The following is an 18,305-nucleotide window of genomic DNA, read 5'->3' on the forward strand; positions in this document are numbered from 1 at the left end:
GTAGCTCCCGACGCCATCCCTGGCGTAGGAGCTCCGCTGCGACTTGTCCCCGGTATGGCATGAGAACCACCACGCTATTCCCTCGATCGCTGGAGATCCCGATGAAGCACGTCGACCCCGAGCGCCATGCGGTGCGCATGGCCCACAAGCAGAAGATCATGAACGAGCGGATCGCCGCCGCCGACAAGGAGCAGGGCGTGCTGCTGGTGCTCACCGGCCCCGGCAAGGGCAAGAGCAGCTCCGGCTTTGGCATGGTCGCACGCGCTCTGGGCCACGGCATGAAGGTCGGCGTGGTGCAGTTCATCAAGGGCAAGTTCCAGACCGGCGAGGAGGCTTTCTACCGCTCTCTGCCCGGCGTGGACTACCACGTCATGGGCGAGGGCTATACCTGGGATACCCAGGATCGCGAGCGCGACGTGCGTGCCGCCGAGGCGGCCTGGGCCGAGGCCAGTCGCATGCTGGCCGACCCGGACTATGCCCTGGTGCTGTTCGACGAGCTCAATATCGCCCTGCGCCACGGCTACCTGGAGCTCGACCGGGTGCTCGACGACCTCCAGGGCCGCCCGGCCATGCAGCATGCGGTGGTCACCGGCCGCCACGCCCCCGAGGCGCTGATCGAGTTGGCCGACACCGTGACCGAGATGAAGGTGGTCAAGCACGCCTTCAAGGACCAGGGGATCAAGGCCCAGAAGGGGGTGGAACTCTAAGAAGGGCGTTCGAGGTGCTGGTGAAGACGATGAGCTTCTCCGGCGCCAAGCCGCCGCGAGGGCGCTGTGAACCCATCCCTGGGCGCTAACTTTTGCCATCCCTGGCAAAAACCCCTCGCTTCGGCTTGTCCCCGGCGCTCATCGGCCAGTTCCGATCCTTGTTGAAATGCCATCCCAGACCCAGTTTCCAGGAGACCGTCGCATGGCAGACCCCACCGGGCGACCCGATCACGCCTTCCCCGAGGCGCAGCGCGAGGGCCTCTACCGGGCCATCTTCGAGCGTCGCGACGTGCGCGCCCAGTTCCGCCCGGACCCGATTCCGCCCGCGGTGCTGGCGCGGCTGCTCGAGGCCGCCCACCACGCGCCCTCGGTGGGTTTCATGCAGCCCTGGGACTTCCTGCTGATCGACGACCGCGCGGTGCGCGAACGCGTGCACGCCATCTTCGAGCGCGAGAACGCCAAGGCGGCCGAGGCCCACACCGGCGAGCGCGGTGCGCTGTATCGCCGGCTCAAGCTGGAGGGCATCCTCGAGAGCCCGCTCAACCTGTGCATCACCTGCGACCGCAGCCGCGGCGGTGAGCATGTGCTGGGCCGCCAGAGCATCGTCGAGATGGACCTGTTCAGCACCTGCCTGGCGGTCCAGAACCTGTGGCTGGCGGCCCGGGCCGAGGGCATCGGCGTAGGCTGGGTCAGTATCCTCGATCAGGACGAGCTGGCCGAGGTGCTGGGCCTGCCGGAGAACGTCTACCCGCTCGCCTACCTGTGCCTGGGCTACGTCGACGAGTTCCTCGACCGCCCCGAGCTGGCCCGCGCCGGCTGGCGCCAGCGCCTGCCGCTGGCCGAGCGGGTGCACGGTAACGGCTGGGGTGAGGTGGCCGATGCGCCGGCGCTGTTCGAGGCACTCTCGGCGCGGGAGAGCGAGCGATGAAGGCGCTGATGATTCAGGGCACCACCTCGGACGCCGGCAAGAGCACGGTGGTGGCGGGGCTGTGCCGTCTGCTGGCGCGGCGCGGGGTGTCGGTGGCGCCCTTCAAGCCCCAGAACATGGCGCTGAACAGCGCCGTGACGCCGGAGGGCGGCGAGATCGGCCGTTCCACGGCGCTGCAGGCGGTGGCTTGCGGGCTGGCGCCCCATGCCGACATGAATCCGGTGCTGCTCAAGCCTGAGACCGACCGCGGCGCCCAGGTGATCCTCGACGGTCGGGTCCACGGCCATATGGATGCCCTCGACTATCACGCCTTCAAGCGCCAGGCCCGAAGGACCGTGCTGGCGGCCTGGGAGCGGCTGACTTCACGTCATGATCTCGTCATTGCGGAGGGGGCGGGGAGTCCTGCTGAAATCAATCTTCGTGCCAATGATATCGCCAATATGGGCTTCGCCGAGGCGGTGGACTGCCCGGTATGGCTGGTGGCCGACATCGACCGCGGCGGCGTCTTCGCCCAGCTGGTGGGCACCCTGGAGCTGCTGAGCGCGTCCGAGCGCGCGCGCACCACCGGGCTCGTGATCAATCGCTTCCGTGGTGACATCGCGCTGCTCGAGCCGGGCCTCGACTGGCTTACCGAGCGCACCGGCAAGCCGGTGACCGGCGTGCTGCCGCACCTGAACGGCCTGCTGCTGGACGCCGAGGACGGCTTGGGCCTGACCGCGAGCGCCGCCGAAGCGCCGGGACTGCGCGTGGCGGTGCCGGCGCTGCCGCGGATCAGCAACCACACCGATCTCGATGCGCTGCGCCTGCATCCGCGGGTCGAGCTGACGCTGGTGGGGCCGGGGCAGGCCATGCCGCCCGCCGACGTCATCCTGCTGCCCGGCAGCAAGAGCACCGCCAGCGACCTGGGCTGGCTGCGCCGCGAGGGCTGGGAGCCGGCGATCCGCCGCCATCTGCGCTACGGCGGCCGGGTGCTCGGCATCTGCGGCGGCTTCCAGATGCTCGGCGAGGCCATCGACGACCCGGACGGCCTGGAGGGCGAGGCCGGCAGCGTGCAGGGGCTGGGGCTCCTGGCCATGCGCACTCGCATGGTGGCCGGCAAGCAGCTGCGTAACGTGCGCGGGACGCTCACTGCTTTTCATGCGGGCTCCCCGGCCGGCGAAGGCGTGGCGGTGAGCGGCTACGAGATCCACAACGGCGTCAGCGAGGGCCCGGCGCTGGCGCGGCCGCTGCTCGACCTGGACGGCCGCCCGGACGGCGCGGTGAGCGAGGACGGCCAGGTGATGGGCACCTACCTGCACGGCCTGTTCGACGAGGCGCCGGCGGCCGCCGCACTGCTGGCCATGCTGGGACTTGCTGGCGAGGGTGCGGCCGTGGATCTGGCCGCCCACCGCGAGCGTCAGCTCGACCGGCTGGCCGATACCCTGGAGGAACATCTCGATCCGGCCGCCATCGAGGCGCTGATCGGCGGCTGAGCGTCGCCGATGGTCTCGTCGTCTGACTCAGCGAAAACGCGTGGGGTCGTCGCTGATCACCGTATCGACGCCCCAGTCCCAGCGTGGGGCGAAGGCGGCCGGGTCGTTGGCGGTGTAGCAGATCAGCGCATGGCCGGCGGCCTTGATGGCGCGGGCCCGCTCCGCCTTCAACGGTTTCCAGTTGGCGTGCACGCTGACGGCCTGCAGCGCCTCGGCGCGCGACTGCCAGTCCCGGGGCACGCGGTCGAACAACGCCCCCAGGGCCAACCGTTCGGGGCCGGCCAGCGCGCGACTGACCCTCAGCGCCCGCTCGTCGAAGGACGACACCAGCCGCCGCTCGTAGGGCAGTGCCTCCATCAGCGCGGGCACCGCGGCTTCGGCCAGCGCCACCGGGTCGTGGCCGCGGTTGACCTTGAGCTCCAGATTCACGCCCATGCCGAGTTCGGCGAGCAGCGCGAGCATTGCGTCGAGGGTGGCCATCCGCTCGCCGGCGAAGGCGGGGGCGAACCAGGCACCCGTGTCCAGCCGTCGGGCCGCGGCCAGGTCCATGGCCGCCAGCCGGCCGCGGCCGTCCGAGCAGCGCGACACGTCGCGGTCGTGCCAGATCACCGGCGTGCCGTCGCCGAGCAGCTGCACGTCGAGCTCGACCCAGATGATGCCGGCCGCATGGGCCGCGCGCACCGCCGCCAGGGTGTTCTCGGGGGCGCGGGCGGAGAGGCCGCGATGGGCGATCAGGCGGGGGAGGTCGAGTGCTGGCATTCGGGCTCCAGGGGGTCCAGGCGCTGCCCTGTGTCGGGGGCGAAGAGATGCAGGCGGCCGGCATCCGGCCGCAGGGCCAGCCTATCGCCTTCGGCCACCGCGCGGATACCGTCGACGCGCGCCACCACCAGATCGTCCTGCCCTTCGAGCCGGGCATGGACGAGGGTGTCGGCGCCCAGCGGCTCGACCAGCTCGACCCGGGCGGACAGATCGCCGTCGATGACGTCGACTTCGGGCACCACGGTCAGGTGTTCCGGGCGGATGCCCAGGCAGACCGGGGCTTCGCCGGCGGTTGCCGATGCGGGCAAGGGTGCGGCCAGCCGGGTACCGCAGGGCAGCGTCAGGGTGTCGCCCGCGCGGCGGGCATCGAGACGGGCGTCGAGAAAGTTCATCGCCGGCGAGCCGATGAAGCCGGCTACGAAGCGGCTGGCGGGGCGCTCGTAGAGATGCATCGGGGTGCCGACCTGCTCGATGCGCCCGCCGTTCATCACCACCAGCCGGTCGGCCAGGGTCATGGCCTCGACCTGATCGTGGGTGACGTAGACCGCGGTGACGCCGAGGCGCTTCTGCAGGCGGCGGATCTCGAGGCGCATTTGCACGCGCAGCTTGGCGTCGAGGTTCGACAGCGGCTCGTCGAACAGGAACACCCGGGGCTCGCGGACGATGGCGCGGCCCATGGCCACCCGCTGGCGCTGGCCGCCGGAAAGCTGCTTGGGGCGCCGGTCGAGCAGGTCCTCGAGACCGATCAGGCGCGCCGTTTCCTCCACCTTGCGGCGGCGCTCGGCCTTGGGTACGCCGCGGTTCTTCAGCGCGTAGGCCATGTTGTCGGCCACGCTCATGTGCGGGTAGAGGGCGTAGTTCTGGAACACCATGGCGATGTCGCGCTGGGCGGGCTCCAGGTCGTTGACGCGGCGGCCGTCGATGGCGAGCTCGCCGTCGCTGATCGACTCGAGCCCGGCGAGCATCCGCAGCAGGGTGGACTTGCCGCAGCCCGAGGGGCCGACCACCACGATCAGCTCGCCGTCGGCGATCTCGAGGTCGGCGCCGTGCAGGGCCGTGACGCCGTTGGGGTAGGTCTTGCGCAGGGCGTTCAGGCGAAGCGTGGCCATAGGCGTCTCTCGTGTCCGTTGGAGTGTGTCATTTCTCGGCGTCGACCAGGCCCTTCACGAAGTAGCGCTGCATCAGCACGATCACCGCCACCGGCGGCAGCATGGCCAGCAGGGCGGTGGCCATGACCGTCTGCCAGGGCACCAGGTTGTCGGCCGAGGAGAGCAGGCGCTTGAGGCTGACCACGATGGTCATGTGATCGGATTCGGTGGTGATCAGCAGCGGCCAGAGATACTGGTTCCAGCCATAGAGGAACATGATCACGAACAGGGCGGCGATGTTGGTCGTCGACAGTGGCAGCAGGATGTCCTTGAGGAAGCGCCAGGGGCCGGCGCCGTCGACCCGGGCGGCCTCGAGCAGCTCCGGCGGCACGGTGAGGTAGAACTGCCGGAACAGGAAGGTCGCCGTGGCGCTGGCGATCAGCGGCAGGATCAGCCCCACGTAGGAGTTCAGCAGTCCCAGATCGGCCGCCACCTTGTAGGTGGGCATGATGCGCACCTCCACCGGCAGCATCAGGGTGATGAAGATCAGCCAGAAGCACAGCCGACGCAGCGGAAAGCGGAAGAACACGATGGCGTAGGCGGCCAGGATGGCGATGGCGATCTTGCCGAGGGCGATGCCCAGCGCCATGACCGTGGAATTGAGCAGCAGCCGAGTGACGTCGGTACCCAGCCGGCCGACCGGCTCGGTGAGCACGGCGCGGAAGTTGTCGAGGCCCTCGGAGCCGAACCACAGCGGCGCGGTGCCGGTATACAGCGAGGCCTGGTCGTGGGTGGCGGCGGTGATGGCCAGCCACACCGGCAGGCAGAAGGCGATCAGGGCCAGGATCAGCAGCGCGTGGCTGGCGATGTCCAGGCCGCGGCGGCGGTAGCGCATGGGCGTCTCTCCGGTGTCAGTACTGAACCCTGCGCTCGAGGTAGCGGAACTGCAGCAGGGTGAGCAGGCCCACCAGCCCCATCAGCAGCACCGACTGGGCGGCACTGGAGCCCAGGTCGTAGCCGATGAAGCCGTCCTCGAAGACCTTGTAGACCAGGGTGCGCGTAGCACCGCCGGGGCCGCCGGCGGTGGTGGCGTCGATGGTGCCGAAGGTCTCGAAGAAGGCGTAGACGCTGTTCATCACCAGCAGGAAGAAGCTGGTCGGCGACAGCAGCGGGAAGGTGATGGTCCAGAAGCGCCGCCAGGGGCCGGCGCCGTCGATGGCGGCGGCCTCCAGCAGGCTCCTGGGAATCGCCTGCAGGCCGGCCAGGAAGAACACGAAGTTGTAGCTCATCTGCTTCCAGATCGAGGCCATCACCACCAGCGCCATGGCCTGGCCGCCGTTGAGCTGGTGGTTCCAGTCGATGTCGAGCGCGCCGAGCCCGGCGCTGATCAGGCCGAGCTCCGGGTCGAGCATGAAGCCCCACAGCACGCCGGCCACCGCGGGCGCCACCGCATAGGGCCAGATCAGCAGCGCCTTGTAGGCGCCGGCCCCCTTGATCACCCGGTCGGCGAGCACCGCCAGCAGCAGCGCCAGCGCCATGGCGCCCAGCGCCACGCCGGCACTGAAGGTCACGGTGATGCCCAGCGCCCGGTAGTACTCCGCCGAGGCCAGCACCCGCGCGAAGTTCTCGAAGGCGACGAAGGTGCGGCCGAGGCCGAAGGGATCCTCGACGTAGAAGGCCTGAAGCATGGCCTGGGCGGCGGGCCAGAAGAAGAAGATCGCCACGACGGCCAGCTGCGGGGCGAGCAGCAGCCAGGGCGTGACGCGGTGTCGCTGGAAGGTCGCCATGGTCGTTTATCGCTGGAGAGGAAAAGGGCCGGCACGCCAGGGCGGCGTGCCGGCACGGGGCGGAGGCGGAGGGCGGATCAGCCGTTGGCCTGCTGGAAGCGCTCCAGCAGCGCGTTGCCGCGGCGCACGGCCTCGCTCAGGCCGTCCTGGGCGCTCACGTCGCCGTTGAAGATGCGCTCCAGCTGCTCCTCGATGACGTCGCGGATCTGCGGCATGTTGCCCAGGCGCAGGCCCTTGGAGTTGGCCGTGGGCGTGACGCCGGTCATCTGCTCGATGGCCACGGCGCTGCCCGGGTTCTGCTCGTAGAAGCCCTTCTGCTGGCCGAGCTCGTAGGCCGCCTGGGTGATCGGCAGATAGCCGGAGAACTGGTGCCAGTCGGCCTGGACCTCGGCGGAAGAGAGATAGTCGAAGAAGCGCGCCACGCCCTGATAGACCTCGTCGCTCTTGCCGGCCAGCACCCAAAGCGAGGCGCCGCCGATGATGCTGTTCTGCGGCGTGTCGACCAGGTCGCTGTCGTAGGGCAGCGGGGCGACGGAGAAGTCGAAGTCCTCGGCGTTGGCGCGCACGCCTGCCAGCGAGGCGGAGGACGCCATCAGCATGGCGCAGCGGCCGGTGTAGAAGGCCGGGGCGGCATCGTCGAAGCGGCCGCCGTAGTCGAAGCGGCCGTCCTGCTGCCAGTCGGCCAGGCGCTGGATGTGATCGACGGCGGCGGTGTCGTCGATGCTCAGGCGGGCCTCGAGCCCGCCGAAGCCGTTCTGCTCGGTGGCGAAGGGCAGGTCGTTGCGCGCCGAGAAGTTCTCGAGCTGGATCCAGGACGGCCAGGTGGTGGTCATGCCGCACTCGGCGGCGCCGGAGTCGACGATTCGGCCCAGGGTCTCGCCGAGCCCCTGCCAGGTGGTCGGCACCGCGTCCACGCCGGCCTCGTCGAGGATGTCGCGGTTGACGTAGACCACCGGCGTCGAGGAATTGAAGGGCATGGACAGCATGCGGCCGTCGGCGTCGGTGTAGTAGCCGGTCACGGCGGGCAGAAAGGCGTCGGGGTCGACGTCCTGGCCCGACTCGCTCATCAGCTCGTGGACCGGCACGATGGCGCCCTCGGCGTTCATCATGGTGGCGGTGCCGACCTCGTAGATCTGCACGATGGCCGGCGCCTCGCCGGCGCGGAAGGCGGCGATGGCGCCGGTCATGGTCTCCGAGTAGTTGCCACGGAAGGACGGCTCGACCACATAGTCGTCCTGGGAGGTGTTGAAGTCGGCGGCGATCTCGTCGACCTTGTTGCCCAGTTCGCCGCCCATGGCGTGCCACCAGGCGATCTCGGTGGCCCCGTGGGCGGACAGCGACAGGCCGGCGGCGGCCATTCCCAGGGTCAGTGCTCCGGCGTACAGGCGTGGCATCGGAATCTCCTTGTCCATCGAGTCTTGGCTGAGAGAAGGCCCGGGCCGTGCATGCGCCGACGGCCTGCGAGCGACAAATACATTAGGAAAACTCGATGACAGCCCCGTGACCGTTTGCCTGCCCGGTGCCGAGCGGGGCGAGAGCGAAGGGCGCGTCTATGCTAGGCTGCGCGCTTTCAGGCTCGGTCGGGCCGGGCATCGAAGGCAGCCATGAAGGAGAGCCGGAAGCGATGAAAGTGGTGCATATCAAGAACGCGGCCCAGCGTGAGGCCTGTCTGGCGCGGCTGTGCGCCGAGGCCTATGGCCAGGAGGCGGGCATCGCGCCGCTGGTGACGTTCGCCGGGGTGACGGGCGTGCTGTTTCCGCAGGAGGCCGCGCGTCTGCTGGCGCTGGCCGACGACCAGGGCAAGCCGCTGGCGCTGGCGCTGCTGGCGCTGGACGAATCCGGTGAGGGCATGACCGTCATGCAGCTGGCGGATCTCGACACCGAGACGGTGAAGGCGCCGTCGATGCGGCTGGTGGGCGAGCTGGCGATGCGCGCGCCGCTGCGCGTGGACGCCACCGACGAGACGCAGGAAGCCCGCTTCCGCGAGGCCGGCATCGAGCGCTGGTTCAGCGGCAAGTCGGGCGTACGCATCGGGCTGTCGAAGCGTCATCCGGCCACCGGGCTCGATGACCTTCCGCGCACGCTGACGGTGGACGAGCAGGGCGTGGTGCAGTCGTTCAAGCGCGACCGGGCGCAGTTCGACGACTACAAACAGCGCTTCGTGAAGGGGCTCGAGAGCTTTCCCGCCACCCTGTCGGCGCGTCACTGAGGCGAGAAGCGCGCCGCCGGGCGGCGGCGCGCGGCAGGATCACCCTTCGACGGAGAAGGTGCCCTTCATCAGGCTGGAATGGCCGGGGAAGGAGCAGAAGAAGGTCAGGTCGCGACCGGCCAGGCCCTCGGTAGAGAAGGTGACGCTGGTGCTTTCGCCGCCGCCGATGACGTCGGTGGCGGCCAGCACGCGGTCGTCGTCCGCCGGCAGATAGTCGCTCTCGAGGCCGGTGCCCATGCCGGCCTGGGCCACGCCCTGAACGTCGGACGTCTCGGTGAGCACCCAGTTGTGGCCCATCACGTTGGCCTGCATCTGGCCGGTGTGCTCCAGCGTCACGGTGACCTCGTCGCAGCTGGCCGGCACGCTCATGGCGTCCTGGTTGAACTGCATCTGGTCGTTGCCCTCGATGGTCAGCTGGCACTGTTCGCCGTCCTGGGCCATGGCGGGGGCGGCGGTCAGGGTCGCGGCCAGGGCGGTGGCGGCGAGCAACCAGGTAGCGTTGGTAGCTTTCATAGCGGCATCCTTTCTGTCGTCACTTTGGTGATGTTTCTGTATACACTTTTGCATTCTTCGCCGAGCCTTCCAGGGCTGTCAAGCCCTGTCGGTCGCGGGGACGCTTGACCGCACGGTAAGGTAGCGTTTGACTGACGGTTCCTTCATTAGCGGTTTAAGGGTATCCAACATGGCCAAGCGCATCCAGTTCGCCCGCACCGGCGGGCCCGAGGTCCTCGAGCTCGTCGATGTCACGCCCGCCGAGCCGGGCCCCGGCGAGGTGCGGGTCCGCCATCAGGCGGTGGGCCTGAACTTCATCGACATCTATTTCCGCACCGGGCTGTATCCGGCGCCGGCGTTGCCGTCGGGGCTCGGTACCGAGGGCGCGGGCGTCGTCGAGGCGGTGGGCGAAGGCGTCGAGCACCTGGCGGTGGGCGACCGCGTGGCCTATGCCCAGGGCCCGCTGGGCGCCTACGCCGAGAGCCACGTGCTGCCGGCGGAGAAGGTAGTGACGCTGCCCGACGGCATCGATGCCGAGACCGCGGCGGCGGCCATGCTCAAGGGCCTGACCGTGCAGTACCTGCTGCGCCAGACCTGTCCGCTCCAGGGGGGCGAGACGATTCTCTTCCACGCCGCGGCCGGCGGCGTCGGCTCCATTGCCTGCCAGTGGGCGAAGGCGCTGGGCGTGAAGCTGATCGGTACGGTGAGCTCGCCGGAGAAGGCGGCGCTGGCCGAGAAGAACGGCGCCTGGGCGACCATCGACACCACCCGCGAGGACGTGGTGGAGCGGGTTCGCGAGCTGACCGGGGGCGCCATGTGCGACGTGGTCTATGATTCGGTGGGCAAGGACACCTGGGAGACCTCGCTGGACTGCCTGAAGAAGCGTGGCCTGATGGTCAGCTTCGGCAATGCCTCGGGCCCGGTGGAGGGCGTCAACATCGGCATTCTCAACCAGAAGGGGTCGCTGTTCGTGACCCGCCCGAGCCTCAACGGCTATGCCGATACCCGCGAGCGACTGGAAGCGATGGCCGCCGACCTGTTCGCTCGGATCGAAAGCGGCGAGATCGTGATCGACATCGGTCAACGCTATCCGCTCGCCGAGGCCGCCGAGGCCCAGGAGGCGCTGGCAGGCCGCAAGACCACCGGCTCGACCGTGCTTATCCCGTAGGCGTCTGCGCTTCTGACGACGGCCCCGCGTCCGGAGAGACGCGGGGCCGTCGTCGTTCTGGGGAGAGCGTGCGGGGAGAGCGTCCGGGGCGCTACAGCGCGTCGCCGAGCTCGTCGATCATCCGCTCGCGGCGCTCGAGCGAGGCCAGCCCGTCTTCACCCAGCAGGCGTGCCGCCTCGCTCAGCAGCCCCTCGGCCAGCAGCATGAAGGCGCACATGGCGTTGCTGAAGAACAGGCTTTGATTGGGCACCGCGAAGCGCTCACTGGCGGCGCGGGCCAGCGGCGAGCCGGCGGTATCGGTCAGCGCGATCACCGGCACGCCCTGGCGGGCCGCCACCCGGGCCGAGGTCAGCACGCTCGGCGTATAGGGGAAGGCGCTGATCACCACCAGCACGTCGTTGTCGTCGAGCCGGGCCAGGGCGTCCGCGATGCCGTGGCCGGCGGCGTCCAGCGCAGCGGCGTCGGGGCGCAGCATGCCGAGTCCGTAGGCCATGAACGAGGCCAACGAGGCGAACTGGCGACGGCCGTGAATCCGCACCCGCCGGGCCTCCGCCAGCCGCCGTGCGGCACGGGTGAAGGCCTCGCCGTCCATTCCCGCCACCAGGTCGCCGAGGTTGGCGCTCTCCTGGCGGCCCAGCCGGGTCAGCCGGCCGAGGGCGTCGTCGTCCTGTTCGCCCTCCAGCAGCCGCGAGACCTGATCGCTGTAGAAGTGCGTTCTTTCGGTGACGTGGCGGCGGAACACCGCCTGCAGGCCGGCGAAGCCCTCGAAGTCCAGCCGCTGGGCCAGCCGCGAGAGCGTCGAGGGGCTGACGCCGAGGCGCTCCGCCAGATCGCTGATCGACGACACCGCGGCCTGCTGGGGCATGCCGACCAGCGCCGAGAGCACCTGCCGCGATCGCTTGCCCAGGCGCAGCTCGGCGTCTCCCGCCTCGAGGTCGGCGAGCAGGCGCTCGAGGTCGGCGAGGGTATCGAGGCGTGCGTCCGGTCGAGAAGGCGAGGCGGCGGTCATGAAGGGCGTGGGCTCCGGTTCGCTGGCGAGTAAGGGCAGGGCATTGTAGCGGCCGCGGCAACTGGCGTCAGGGTGGTATGGCACTTATTGCAAATATCTTTGCGATTAAACAAAATGGCAAATGTGTTTGCAAAATGGCCCGAGGAGGGTCGCATGAGCCACGTCTTCCATCGTCACCTGTCTCACACTTACCCCACCGCCGTCGGCGGCGACGGCGCCTATCTGATCGACGCCGAGGGGCGGCGCTATCTGGATGCCTGCGGCGGCGCCGCGGTCTCCTGCCTGGGGCACAGCGACGCCGAGGTGATCGAGGCCGTGCGCGAGCAGGTCGGCAAGCTGGCCTACGCCCACAGCGCCTTCTTCACTACCGAGCCGATGGAGGCGCTGGCCGACTTCCTGATCGAGCGTGCGCCGGAGGGGCTCTCCTCGGTGTATTTCGTCTCGGGCGGCTCCGAGGCGGTGGAGGCGGCGCTGAAGCTGGCTCGTCAGTACTTCATCGAGCGCGGTGAGCCCGAGCGCCGGCACCTGATCGCGCGGCGCCAGAGCTACCACGGCAATACCCTCGGCGCGCTGGCCACCGGCGGCAATGCCTGGCGGCGGCGCCAGTTCGAGCCGCTGCTGGTGGAGGTCAGCCACGTCAGTCCCTGCTACGCCTACCGCGGCCAGGCCGAGGGCGAGACGCCGGAGGCCTACGGCGAGCGGCTGGCGCGGGAGCTGGAGGACGAGATCCAGCGCCTGGGGCCGGAGACGGTGATGGCCTTCGTCGCCGAGCCGGTGGTGGGCGCGACCCTGGGCGCGGTGCCCGCCGTGCCGGGCTATTTCAAGCGCGTGCGCGAGATCTGCGATCGCCACGGCATCCTGCTGATCCTCGACGAGGTGATGTGCGGCATGGGGCGCACCGGCAGCCTGTTCGCCGCCGAGCAGGAGGGCGTGGCGCCGGACCTGGTGACCATCGCCAAGGGCCTGGGCGCGGGCTACCAGCCGATCGGCGCGACCCTGGTCGGCGAGCGCATCCGTTCGGCCATCGCCGAGGGCTCGGGCTTCTTCCAGCACGGCCACACCTATATCGGCCATGCCACCGCCTGCGCCGCGGCGCTGGCGGTGCAGCGCGCCATCGAGTCCCGCGACCTGCTGCCCCGCGTGCGGCAATTGGGCGACGGTTTCCAGCGGCGGCTCGAGGACCGCTTCGGCGACCATCCCCACGTCGGCGACATCCGCGGCCGGGGGCTGTTCCGTGGGCTCGAGCTGGTCTCCGATCGGGCCGACAAGACCCCGTTCGATCCCGAGCGCAAGCTGCACGCCGCTATCAAGCGCACGGCCATGGATCACGGTCTGATGTGCTATCCGATGGGCGGCACCCTCGACGGCCGTCGGGGCGACCATATCCTGCTGGCGCCGCCCTTCATCCTCGAGGACGGCCAGCTCGACGAGATCGTCGACAAGCTCGACGCGACCCTCCGGTCCGTCCTTGGACCCTCTTGATCAGGACCTCATGAAACAGGAGCTCGACATGTCGATCACTTCGCGTCTGCCGGCGCTCGATGACGCCACCGCCTCGCCCGAGCAGCGCCGCGTGCTGGACGCCATCCTCCGCGGCCCCCGCGGCAACCTCGACGGCCCCTTCCTGGCCTGGATTCACAGCCCGGAACTGGCCGACCACGCCCAGCGCCTGGGCGCCTTCTGTCGCTACGGCACGCGGCTCGAGCTGCGGCTCACCGAGCTGGCGATCCTGTTCACCGCGTCCTGGTGGCAGTCCCAGGCGGAATGGCAGATCCATGAACCCATCGCCCGGGAGGCCGGCGTCTCGGCGTCGCTGATCGAGGCGTTGCAGGAAGGCCTGACAGAAGATCAGGAACCGGACTGCGAGCGCGACGACGAGGCGCTGGTGGTGCGCCTGGGGCGCTCGCTCTACACCACCCGGCGCGTCAGTGAGGCGCTCTACGCTGAGGCGGTGGAGGCCTTCGGCGAGCCGGCGGTGGTCGAGCTGATCGGCGTGTTCGGCTACTACGCCCTGGTGGCCATGACCCTCAACGTCTTCGAGGTGCGCCGCGGCGACGGGCCACTGCCGTTTACCGAGCCGCCGACGCCGGGCTGAAGCGGCGGCTCACCGCTCGCTGGTATCCGCACGCGTTAGCGACGATGCTGAAGACAGCGCGTTGCGAGCCTCGACGCGCCTGTTCCAGCACAGGGAGGTGAGCCGTCATGGCCGACAGCACCCAGGTCTTTCTTCTGCTCGGCGCGACCCTGGCGGCCTTCGTCTGGGGCCGCTTCCGCTACGACCTGGTGGCGCTGGCGGCGCTGCTGGCGGCGGTGGGGCTGGGCCTGGTGCCCGCCGAGGGCGCCTTCGCCGGCTTCGGCCATCCGGCGGTGATCACCGTGGCCGCGGTGCTGGTGCTCAGCCGCGGCTTCGAACGCTCGGGGCTGGTCGACCTGATCGCCGAGCAGGCGCTGCGCGTCGGCGACCGGATCATGCTGCAGACCCTGGTGCTCTCCGGCACCGTGCTGGTGCTCTCCGGCATCATGAACAACGTCGGCGCCCTGGCGCTGATGCTGCCGGTGGCGTTGCGTCTGGCCCGTGAGCACGATACCCCTCCATCGCTGCTGCTGATGCCGCTGGCCTTCGGCTCGCTGCTCGGCGGGCTGACCACCCTGATCGGCACGCCGCCCAACATCATCATTTCCGCCTACCGCCGCTCGCTGACCGGCGAGGGCTTCGGCATGTTCGACTTCTTCCCGGTGGGCGCCAGCGTGGCGCTGGCGGGTCTCGTCGTGATCGTGCTGGCCGGCCGCTATCTGGTGCCCCAGCGGGCCGGCCAGGCGTCGATGGACGCGATGTTCGACACCGCCCACTACCTGGTCGAGCTGCGCGTGCCGGAGGACGGCAAGGCGGTGGGCTGGTCGCTGCGCGACCTTCACCAGGCCGTCGAAGAGCCGATCCCGGTGCTGGCGGTGGTGCGAGACGAGCGGCGCCATCCCGGCCATACCTTTCTCGGCGCGCTTCGTGAACATGACATCCTGCTGGTGGAGGCCGGCCCCGAGGAGATGGCGCTGCTCGAGGACAAGGCCGGACTGGCGGTGGGCGCCGAAGCGGAGCGGGAGGCCGAAGACGCCGAGGAGACCGGTCGAGCCGACAGGGAAGGCGAGGAAGGAGGGAACGGCGAGGACGGAAAGGGTGGCAAGAGCAAGACGCATGACAAGGCCACGACCGACACCGAGGGCCTGCAGCTGGTGGAGGCGGTGGTACGCAACGACTCGCTGATGCAGGGCCGCACGGTCGGCCAGCTGCGCCTGCTCAACCAGTTCGGCCTGCATCTGGTGGCGGTGGCCCGTGACGGCGGCCGGCTCAGGCAGCGGCTGCGGGACATCCGCTTCCGCGCCGGCGACGTGCTGCTGCTGCAGGGTGGCGAGGAGGAAATCGGCGAGAGCCTGACGACCCTGGGCTGCCTGCCTCTTGCCAGCCGCGACCTGGCCCTGGGCCAGCCGCGTCGGCTGGCGCTGTCGGTGGCGATCTTCGCCGCGGCGATCGTGGCGATGCTGTTCGACTGGCTGCCCGCCGCGGTGGCGTTGAGCGGCGCCGCCCTGGCCTCGCTGCTGGCCGGTGTGCTGAGCCTGCGCGAGGCCTATCAGGCCATCGACGGGCCGGTGATCGTGCTGCTCGGCGCGATGATCCCGGTGGGCCAGGCGCTGGAGACCAGCGGCGGGGCGGCGCTCATCGCCGAGACGCTGCTGGCGCTGGGCGGCGACTGGCCGGTGGCACTCACGCTGGCGGGGCTGTTCGCGCTCGGCCTGCTGCTCTCCAACGTGATCAACAACGCCGCGGCGGCGCTGCTGATGGCGCCCATCGCGGCGAGCCTGGCCGAAGGCTTCGAGGCCTCGGTGGATCCCTTCCTGATGGCGGTGGCGGTCAGCGCCTCCTGTGCCTTCCTGACGCCGATCGGGCATCAGTCCAACACCCTGGTGATGGGCCCCGGCGGCTATCGCTTCGGCGACTACTGGCGGCTGGGCCTTCCGCTGTCGCTGGCGGTGATGGCGGTGGCGATCCCGTTGATCCTGGTCGTCTGGCCGCCGTAGCGGCTGCGCCGGTCCTTGCAGGGGGGCAAAAAGGACGCCCCGGCGGCGGGCCGGGGCGTGGTCGTGGGCGTGGGCGTGGGCGTGATAAGTGAGGCGTCAGGCCGGATGGTGTCGCAGCACCTTGCTCTTGTCGGTGACGAAGGCGTCGTAGTCGAAGTCGTCGACGGTGAGCATGTCCAGCACCTCGGCCTCGCGCTGGCGCATGAAGGTGGCATCGTCCTCGCTGATCAGGCCGGCGGCGAGGGCGGCGTCGACCTGCTGCTCGGGGTGCAGCGCCTCGGCCGGGATCTCGCCCTTGGCGTGGGCCTTGCCGACGGTGCGATACAGCGCCTCGGCGCGCTCCTGGGTGGCCAGCAGGGCGTTGTAGCGGGCCAGCGGGTTGTCCTGGGGACCGTCGTCGGCGTCCCAGGTGTTGGTCAGCAGTCGCTGGCGCAGGACGCTGTCGCGGGTCACGGCCTGGGCGATGGTGCGCGTCAGGTCGTCGGTCGGGCGTGCCCAGCGGCGGCCGCGGGGCATCACCACGATGCGCAGCATGCGGCCCAAGGCGCGGTTCGGCAGGTTGTCGAACAGCTCATCGAAGGCCTGCTCGGCGCGGCCCAGCAGGAAGCGGGCGGCGTAGTGGAGCAGGGCATCTTCCTGCTCGACCTTTTCGCCCTCGTGCCACTGCTTGAGCATCAGGCTGGCCAGATAGAGGTTGGATAGCACGTCGCCGAGGCGCGCGGAGAGCATCTCGCGCTGCTTGAGCTTCGAGCCGAGACTCGCCATGGCGGCATCGGCGGTCAGCGAGAAGCCGGCGGAGAGCCGTGCGATCTCCTTGGCGTAGGGGGCGGCGACGTCGTCGAAGGGGACGCTCTGCTGGCCGATGCCAAGGCCCTGGGTCAGGGCGCGGGCGGCGTTGCCGAGGATCAGGCCGGCATGGCCGAAGAAGGCCGTATCGAAGGCCTTGACGTCGTCGGCGTCCTTGGCGGCCAGCTCCTCCAGCACGTAGGGATGGCAGCGGATCGCCCCCTGGCCGAAGATCATCAGGTTGCGGGTCATGATGTTGGCGCCCTCGACGGTGATCGCCACCGGGTTGGCGCTGTAGCCGATGCCGAGGTAGTTGCGCGGCCCGAGGGTCACCGCCTTGCCGCCATGGATGTCCATGGCGTCGGCCAGGATCACGCGCTGGAACTCGGTGAGCTGGCTCTTGAGGATCGCCGAGGGCACCGCCGGCTTCTCGCCGTGGTCGATGGTGTTGGCGGTCTGGTAGACCGCGGCCTGGGCGATGTAGCCGAGCGCCGCCATGCGGGCCAGTGGCTCCTGGACGCCCTCCATCTCGGCCACCGGGACGTTGAACTGGCGGCGGATGCGGGCGAAGCCGCCGCTCCAGCCCAGGGCGTAGCGGGCGGTGCCGGTGGCGCCGGAGGGCAGGGTGATGCAGCGGCCCACCGACAGGCACTCGACCAGCATGCGCCAGCCCTGGCCGATCATGGCCTCGCCGCCGATGATGGTGGACAGCGGCACGAAGACGTTCTCGCCCTTGATCGGGCCGTTGAGGAAGGGACTGCCGATGGGATGGTGGCGGCGGCCGATCTGCATGCCTTCGGTATCGCGCGGCACCAGCGCCAGGGTGATGCCGCGGTCTTCCTCCTCGCCGAGCAGGTGGTCGGGATCGAACAGGCGGAAGGCCAGGCCGACCACGCTGGCGATCGGCGCCAGGGTGATCCAGCGCTTCTCGAAGGTCAGCTCCAGGCCCAGCACCGTCTCGCCGTCGATCTCGCGGCGCACCACGGTGCCGACGTCGGGCAGCGAGGTGGCATCACTGCCGGCGCGCGGGCCGGTCAGGCCGAAGCAGGGGATCTCGCGACCGTCGGCCAGCCGCGGCAGGTAGTGATTCTTCTGCTCCTCGGTGCCGTACTTGAGCAGCAGCTCGCCCGGGCCGAGGGAGTTGGGTACGCCGACGGTGACCATCAGCGTCTCGTTGACCGAGAGTTTCTGCAGCACCATCGACTGGGCCTTGGCGGAGAAGCCGAGGCCGCCGTATTCCTGCGGGATGATCATGCCGAAGAAGCGCTCGCGCTTGAGGTAGTCCCACAGCTCCTGGGGCAGGTCGGCGCGCTCGCGGGCGATGTCCCAGTCGTTGCACATGCCGGCGGCGACGCCGCACTGGTGATCGAGGAAGGCGCGTTCCGAGTCGGACAGGCCGTCGTCGCGATAGTCGAGCAGCCGCTGCCAGTCGGGGCGGCCGGTGAACAGCTCGCCGTCCCAGGCCACGCTGCCGGCCTCCAGGGCGGTGCGCTCGGTGGCCGAGACCTTCGGCGCGACGCGCTTGAACATGGCGAACAGCTTCGGCGTCAGCCAGCGGCGGCGAAGCGCCGGCAGGCCGCAGGCGGCGATCGCCGTGGTGGCGACCAGCAGCAGCACGCCGATCACCGTGGCGCCGGTGGCCAGGCCGACGAGGCCGAGCAGGCCGGTGACGCCGAGGGCGGGCAGGGCGCCGGCCTCCCGGCGCATCACGATGAGCAGGCCGGCAACGGCCAGCAGCAGCAGGATCAGGGTCAGCATGGTGGGCGGCTCCGTGACATTTAAACACTTGTTTGAATACCTTCAGCCTAGCCCATCAGATGCCTCGCAGC

The 18,305-nt window shown here is 69.8% G+C and carries 16 protein-coding genes; 8 read left to right on the forward strand and 8 right to left on the reverse strand.

What is annotated here, in order from left to right:
* Nucleotides 1–101 precede the first annotated feature (101 nt).
* From cobO to UN84_RS04960, 3 genes are all read left to right on the forward strand, one after another.
* Entirely contained in the window at nucleotides 102–707 is a 606-nt protein-coding gene (gene cobO, locus UN84_RS04950) for a cob(I)yrinic acid a,c-diamide adenosyltransferase (protein ID WP_046079842.1), read from the forward strand.
* A gap of 202 nt (nucleotides 708–909) precedes the next feature.
* Complete coding sequence (gene bluB / locus UN84_RS04955; RefSeq protein WP_046079841.1) at nucleotides 910–1,635, forward strand: 5,6-dimethylbenzimidazole synthase; 726 nt, start codon at nucleotides 910–912, stop codon at nucleotides 1,633–1,635.
* A complete protein-coding gene (locus UN84_RS04960; RefSeq protein WP_046079840.1) occupies nucleotides 1,632–3,107 on the forward strand; it encodes a cobyric acid synthase in 1,476 nt (491 codons plus the stop codon). The genes bluB and UN84_RS04960 overlap by 4 nt, the downstream gene beginning before the upstream one ends.
* Before the next feature lie 27 nt (nucleotides 3,108–3,134).
* Here the strand turns inward: UN84_RS04960 and UN84_RS04965 are convergent, their stop codons facing one another.
* The 5 genes from UN84_RS04965 to ugpB form a co-directional block, all read right to left on the reverse strand.
* Nucleotides 3,135–3,866, reverse strand: a complete 732-nt coding sequence (locus tag UN84_RS04965; protein WP_046079839.1) for a glycerophosphodiester phosphodiesterase family protein — start codon at nucleotides 3,864–3,866, stop codon at nucleotides 3,135–3,137.
* Nucleotides 3,839–4,975, reverse strand: a complete 1,137-nt coding sequence (locus tag UN84_RS04970) for a sn-glycerol-3-phosphate import ATP-binding protein UgpC (protein ID WP_046079838.1) — start codon at nucleotides 4,973–4,975, stop codon at nucleotides 3,839–3,841. The genes UN84_RS04965 and UN84_RS04970 overlap by 28 nt, the downstream gene beginning before the upstream one ends.
* A 28-nt stretch (nucleotides 4,976–5,003) precedes the next feature.
* Nucleotides 5,004–5,849, reverse strand: coding sequence for a sn-glycerol-3-phosphate ABC transporter permease UgpE (gene ugpE, locus UN84_RS04975; protein WP_046079837.1), 846 nt, complete (start codon nucleotides 5,847–5,849; stop codon nucleotides 5,004–5,006).
* A gap of 16 nt (nucleotides 5,850–5,865) precedes the next feature.
* Nucleotides 5,866–6,741, reverse strand: a complete 876-nt coding sequence (ugpA, locus tag UN84_RS04980; protein WP_046079836.1) for a sn-glycerol-3-phosphate ABC transporter permease UgpA — start codon at nucleotides 6,739–6,741, stop codon at nucleotides 5,866–5,868.
* A 77-nt stretch (nucleotides 6,742–6,818) separates the two neighbouring features.
* Nucleotides 6,819–8,135 (reverse strand): sn-glycerol-3-phosphate ABC transporter substrate-binding protein UgpB, encoded by a 1,317-nt coding sequence (ugpB, locus tag UN84_RS04985; protein WP_046079835.1) that lies wholly within the window; start codon nucleotides 8,133–8,135, stop codon nucleotides 6,819–6,821.
* Between the two features lie 230 nt (nucleotides 8,136–8,365).
* On the opposite strand from ugpB, the gene UN84_RS04990 reads away from it, so the two are divergent.
* Nucleotides 8,366–8,950 carry a hypothetical protein gene (locus tag UN84_RS04990; RefSeq protein WP_046079834.1) on the forward strand — a complete coding sequence of 195 codons (585 nt, stop codon included), beginning with the start codon at nucleotides 8,366–8,368 and terminating at the stop codon, nucleotides 8,948–8,950.
* A gap of 39 nt (nucleotides 8,951–8,989) precedes the next feature.
* On the opposite strand, the gene azu is transcribed toward UN84_RS04990, so the two are convergent.
* Complete coding sequence (gene azu, locus UN84_RS04995; protein WP_046079833.1) at nucleotides 8,990–9,463, reverse strand: azurin; 474 nt, start codon at nucleotides 9,461–9,463, stop codon at nucleotides 8,990–8,992.
* A 169-nt stretch (nucleotides 9,464–9,632) separates the two neighbouring features.
* On the opposite strand from azu, the gene UN84_RS05000 reads away from it, so the two are divergent.
* Nucleotides 9,633–10,610: an NADPH:quinone reductase gene (locus UN84_RS05000; protein ID WP_046079832.1), complete on the forward strand. Its 978-nt coding sequence runs from the start codon at nucleotides 9,633–9,635 to the stop codon at nucleotides 10,608–10,610.
* A 91-nt stretch (nucleotides 10,611–10,701) separates the two neighbouring features.
* Here UN84_RS05000 and UN84_RS05005 read toward each other — a convergent pair whose 3' ends face one another.
* Complete coding sequence (locus UN84_RS05005) at nucleotides 10,702–11,619, reverse strand: MurR/RpiR family transcriptional regulator (RefSeq protein ID WP_046079831.1); 918 nt, start codon at nucleotides 11,617–11,619, stop codon at nucleotides 10,702–10,704.
* Nucleotides 11,620–11,772: 153 nt separating this feature from the next.
* On the opposite strand from UN84_RS05005, the gene UN84_RS05010 reads away from it, so the two are divergent.
* The 3 genes from UN84_RS05010 (at nucleotide 11,773) to UN84_RS05020 (ending at nucleotide 15,690) form a co-directional block, all read left to right on the forward strand.
* Nucleotides 11,773–13,101: an aspartate aminotransferase family protein gene (locus tag UN84_RS05010; protein WP_046079830.1), complete on the forward strand. Its 1,329-nt coding sequence runs from the start codon at nucleotides 11,773–11,775 to the stop codon at nucleotides 13,099–13,101.
* Between the two features lie 28 nt (nucleotides 13,102–13,129).
* Complete coding sequence (locus tag UN84_RS05015; RefSeq protein ID WP_046079829.1) at nucleotides 13,130–13,714, forward strand: carboxymuconolactone decarboxylase family protein; 585 nt, start codon at nucleotides 13,130–13,132, stop codon at nucleotides 13,712–13,714.
* A gap of 107 nt (nucleotides 13,715–13,821) precedes the next feature.
* A complete protein-coding gene (locus tag UN84_RS05020; RefSeq protein ID WP_046079828.1) occupies nucleotides 13,822–15,690 on the forward strand; it encodes an SLC13 family permease in 1,869 nt (622 codons plus the stop codon).
* Nucleotides 15,691–15,786: 96 nt separating this feature from the next.
* On the opposite strand, the gene UN84_RS05025 is transcribed toward UN84_RS05020, so the two are convergent.
* The gene (locus UN84_RS05025) at nucleotides 15,787–18,234 is read right to left on the reverse strand and encodes an acyl-CoA dehydrogenase (protein WP_046079827.1); all 2,448 of its coding nucleotides are present in this window, start codon (nucleotides 18,232–18,234) and stop codon (nucleotides 15,787–15,789) included.
* Nucleotides 18,235–18,305 lie beyond the last annotated feature (71 nt).

Source organism: Halomonas sp. HG01 (assembly GCF_000968715.2).
Lineage (GTDB): Bacteria > Pseudomonadota > Gammaproteobacteria > Pseudomonadales > Halomonadaceae > Halomonas > Halomonas halophila.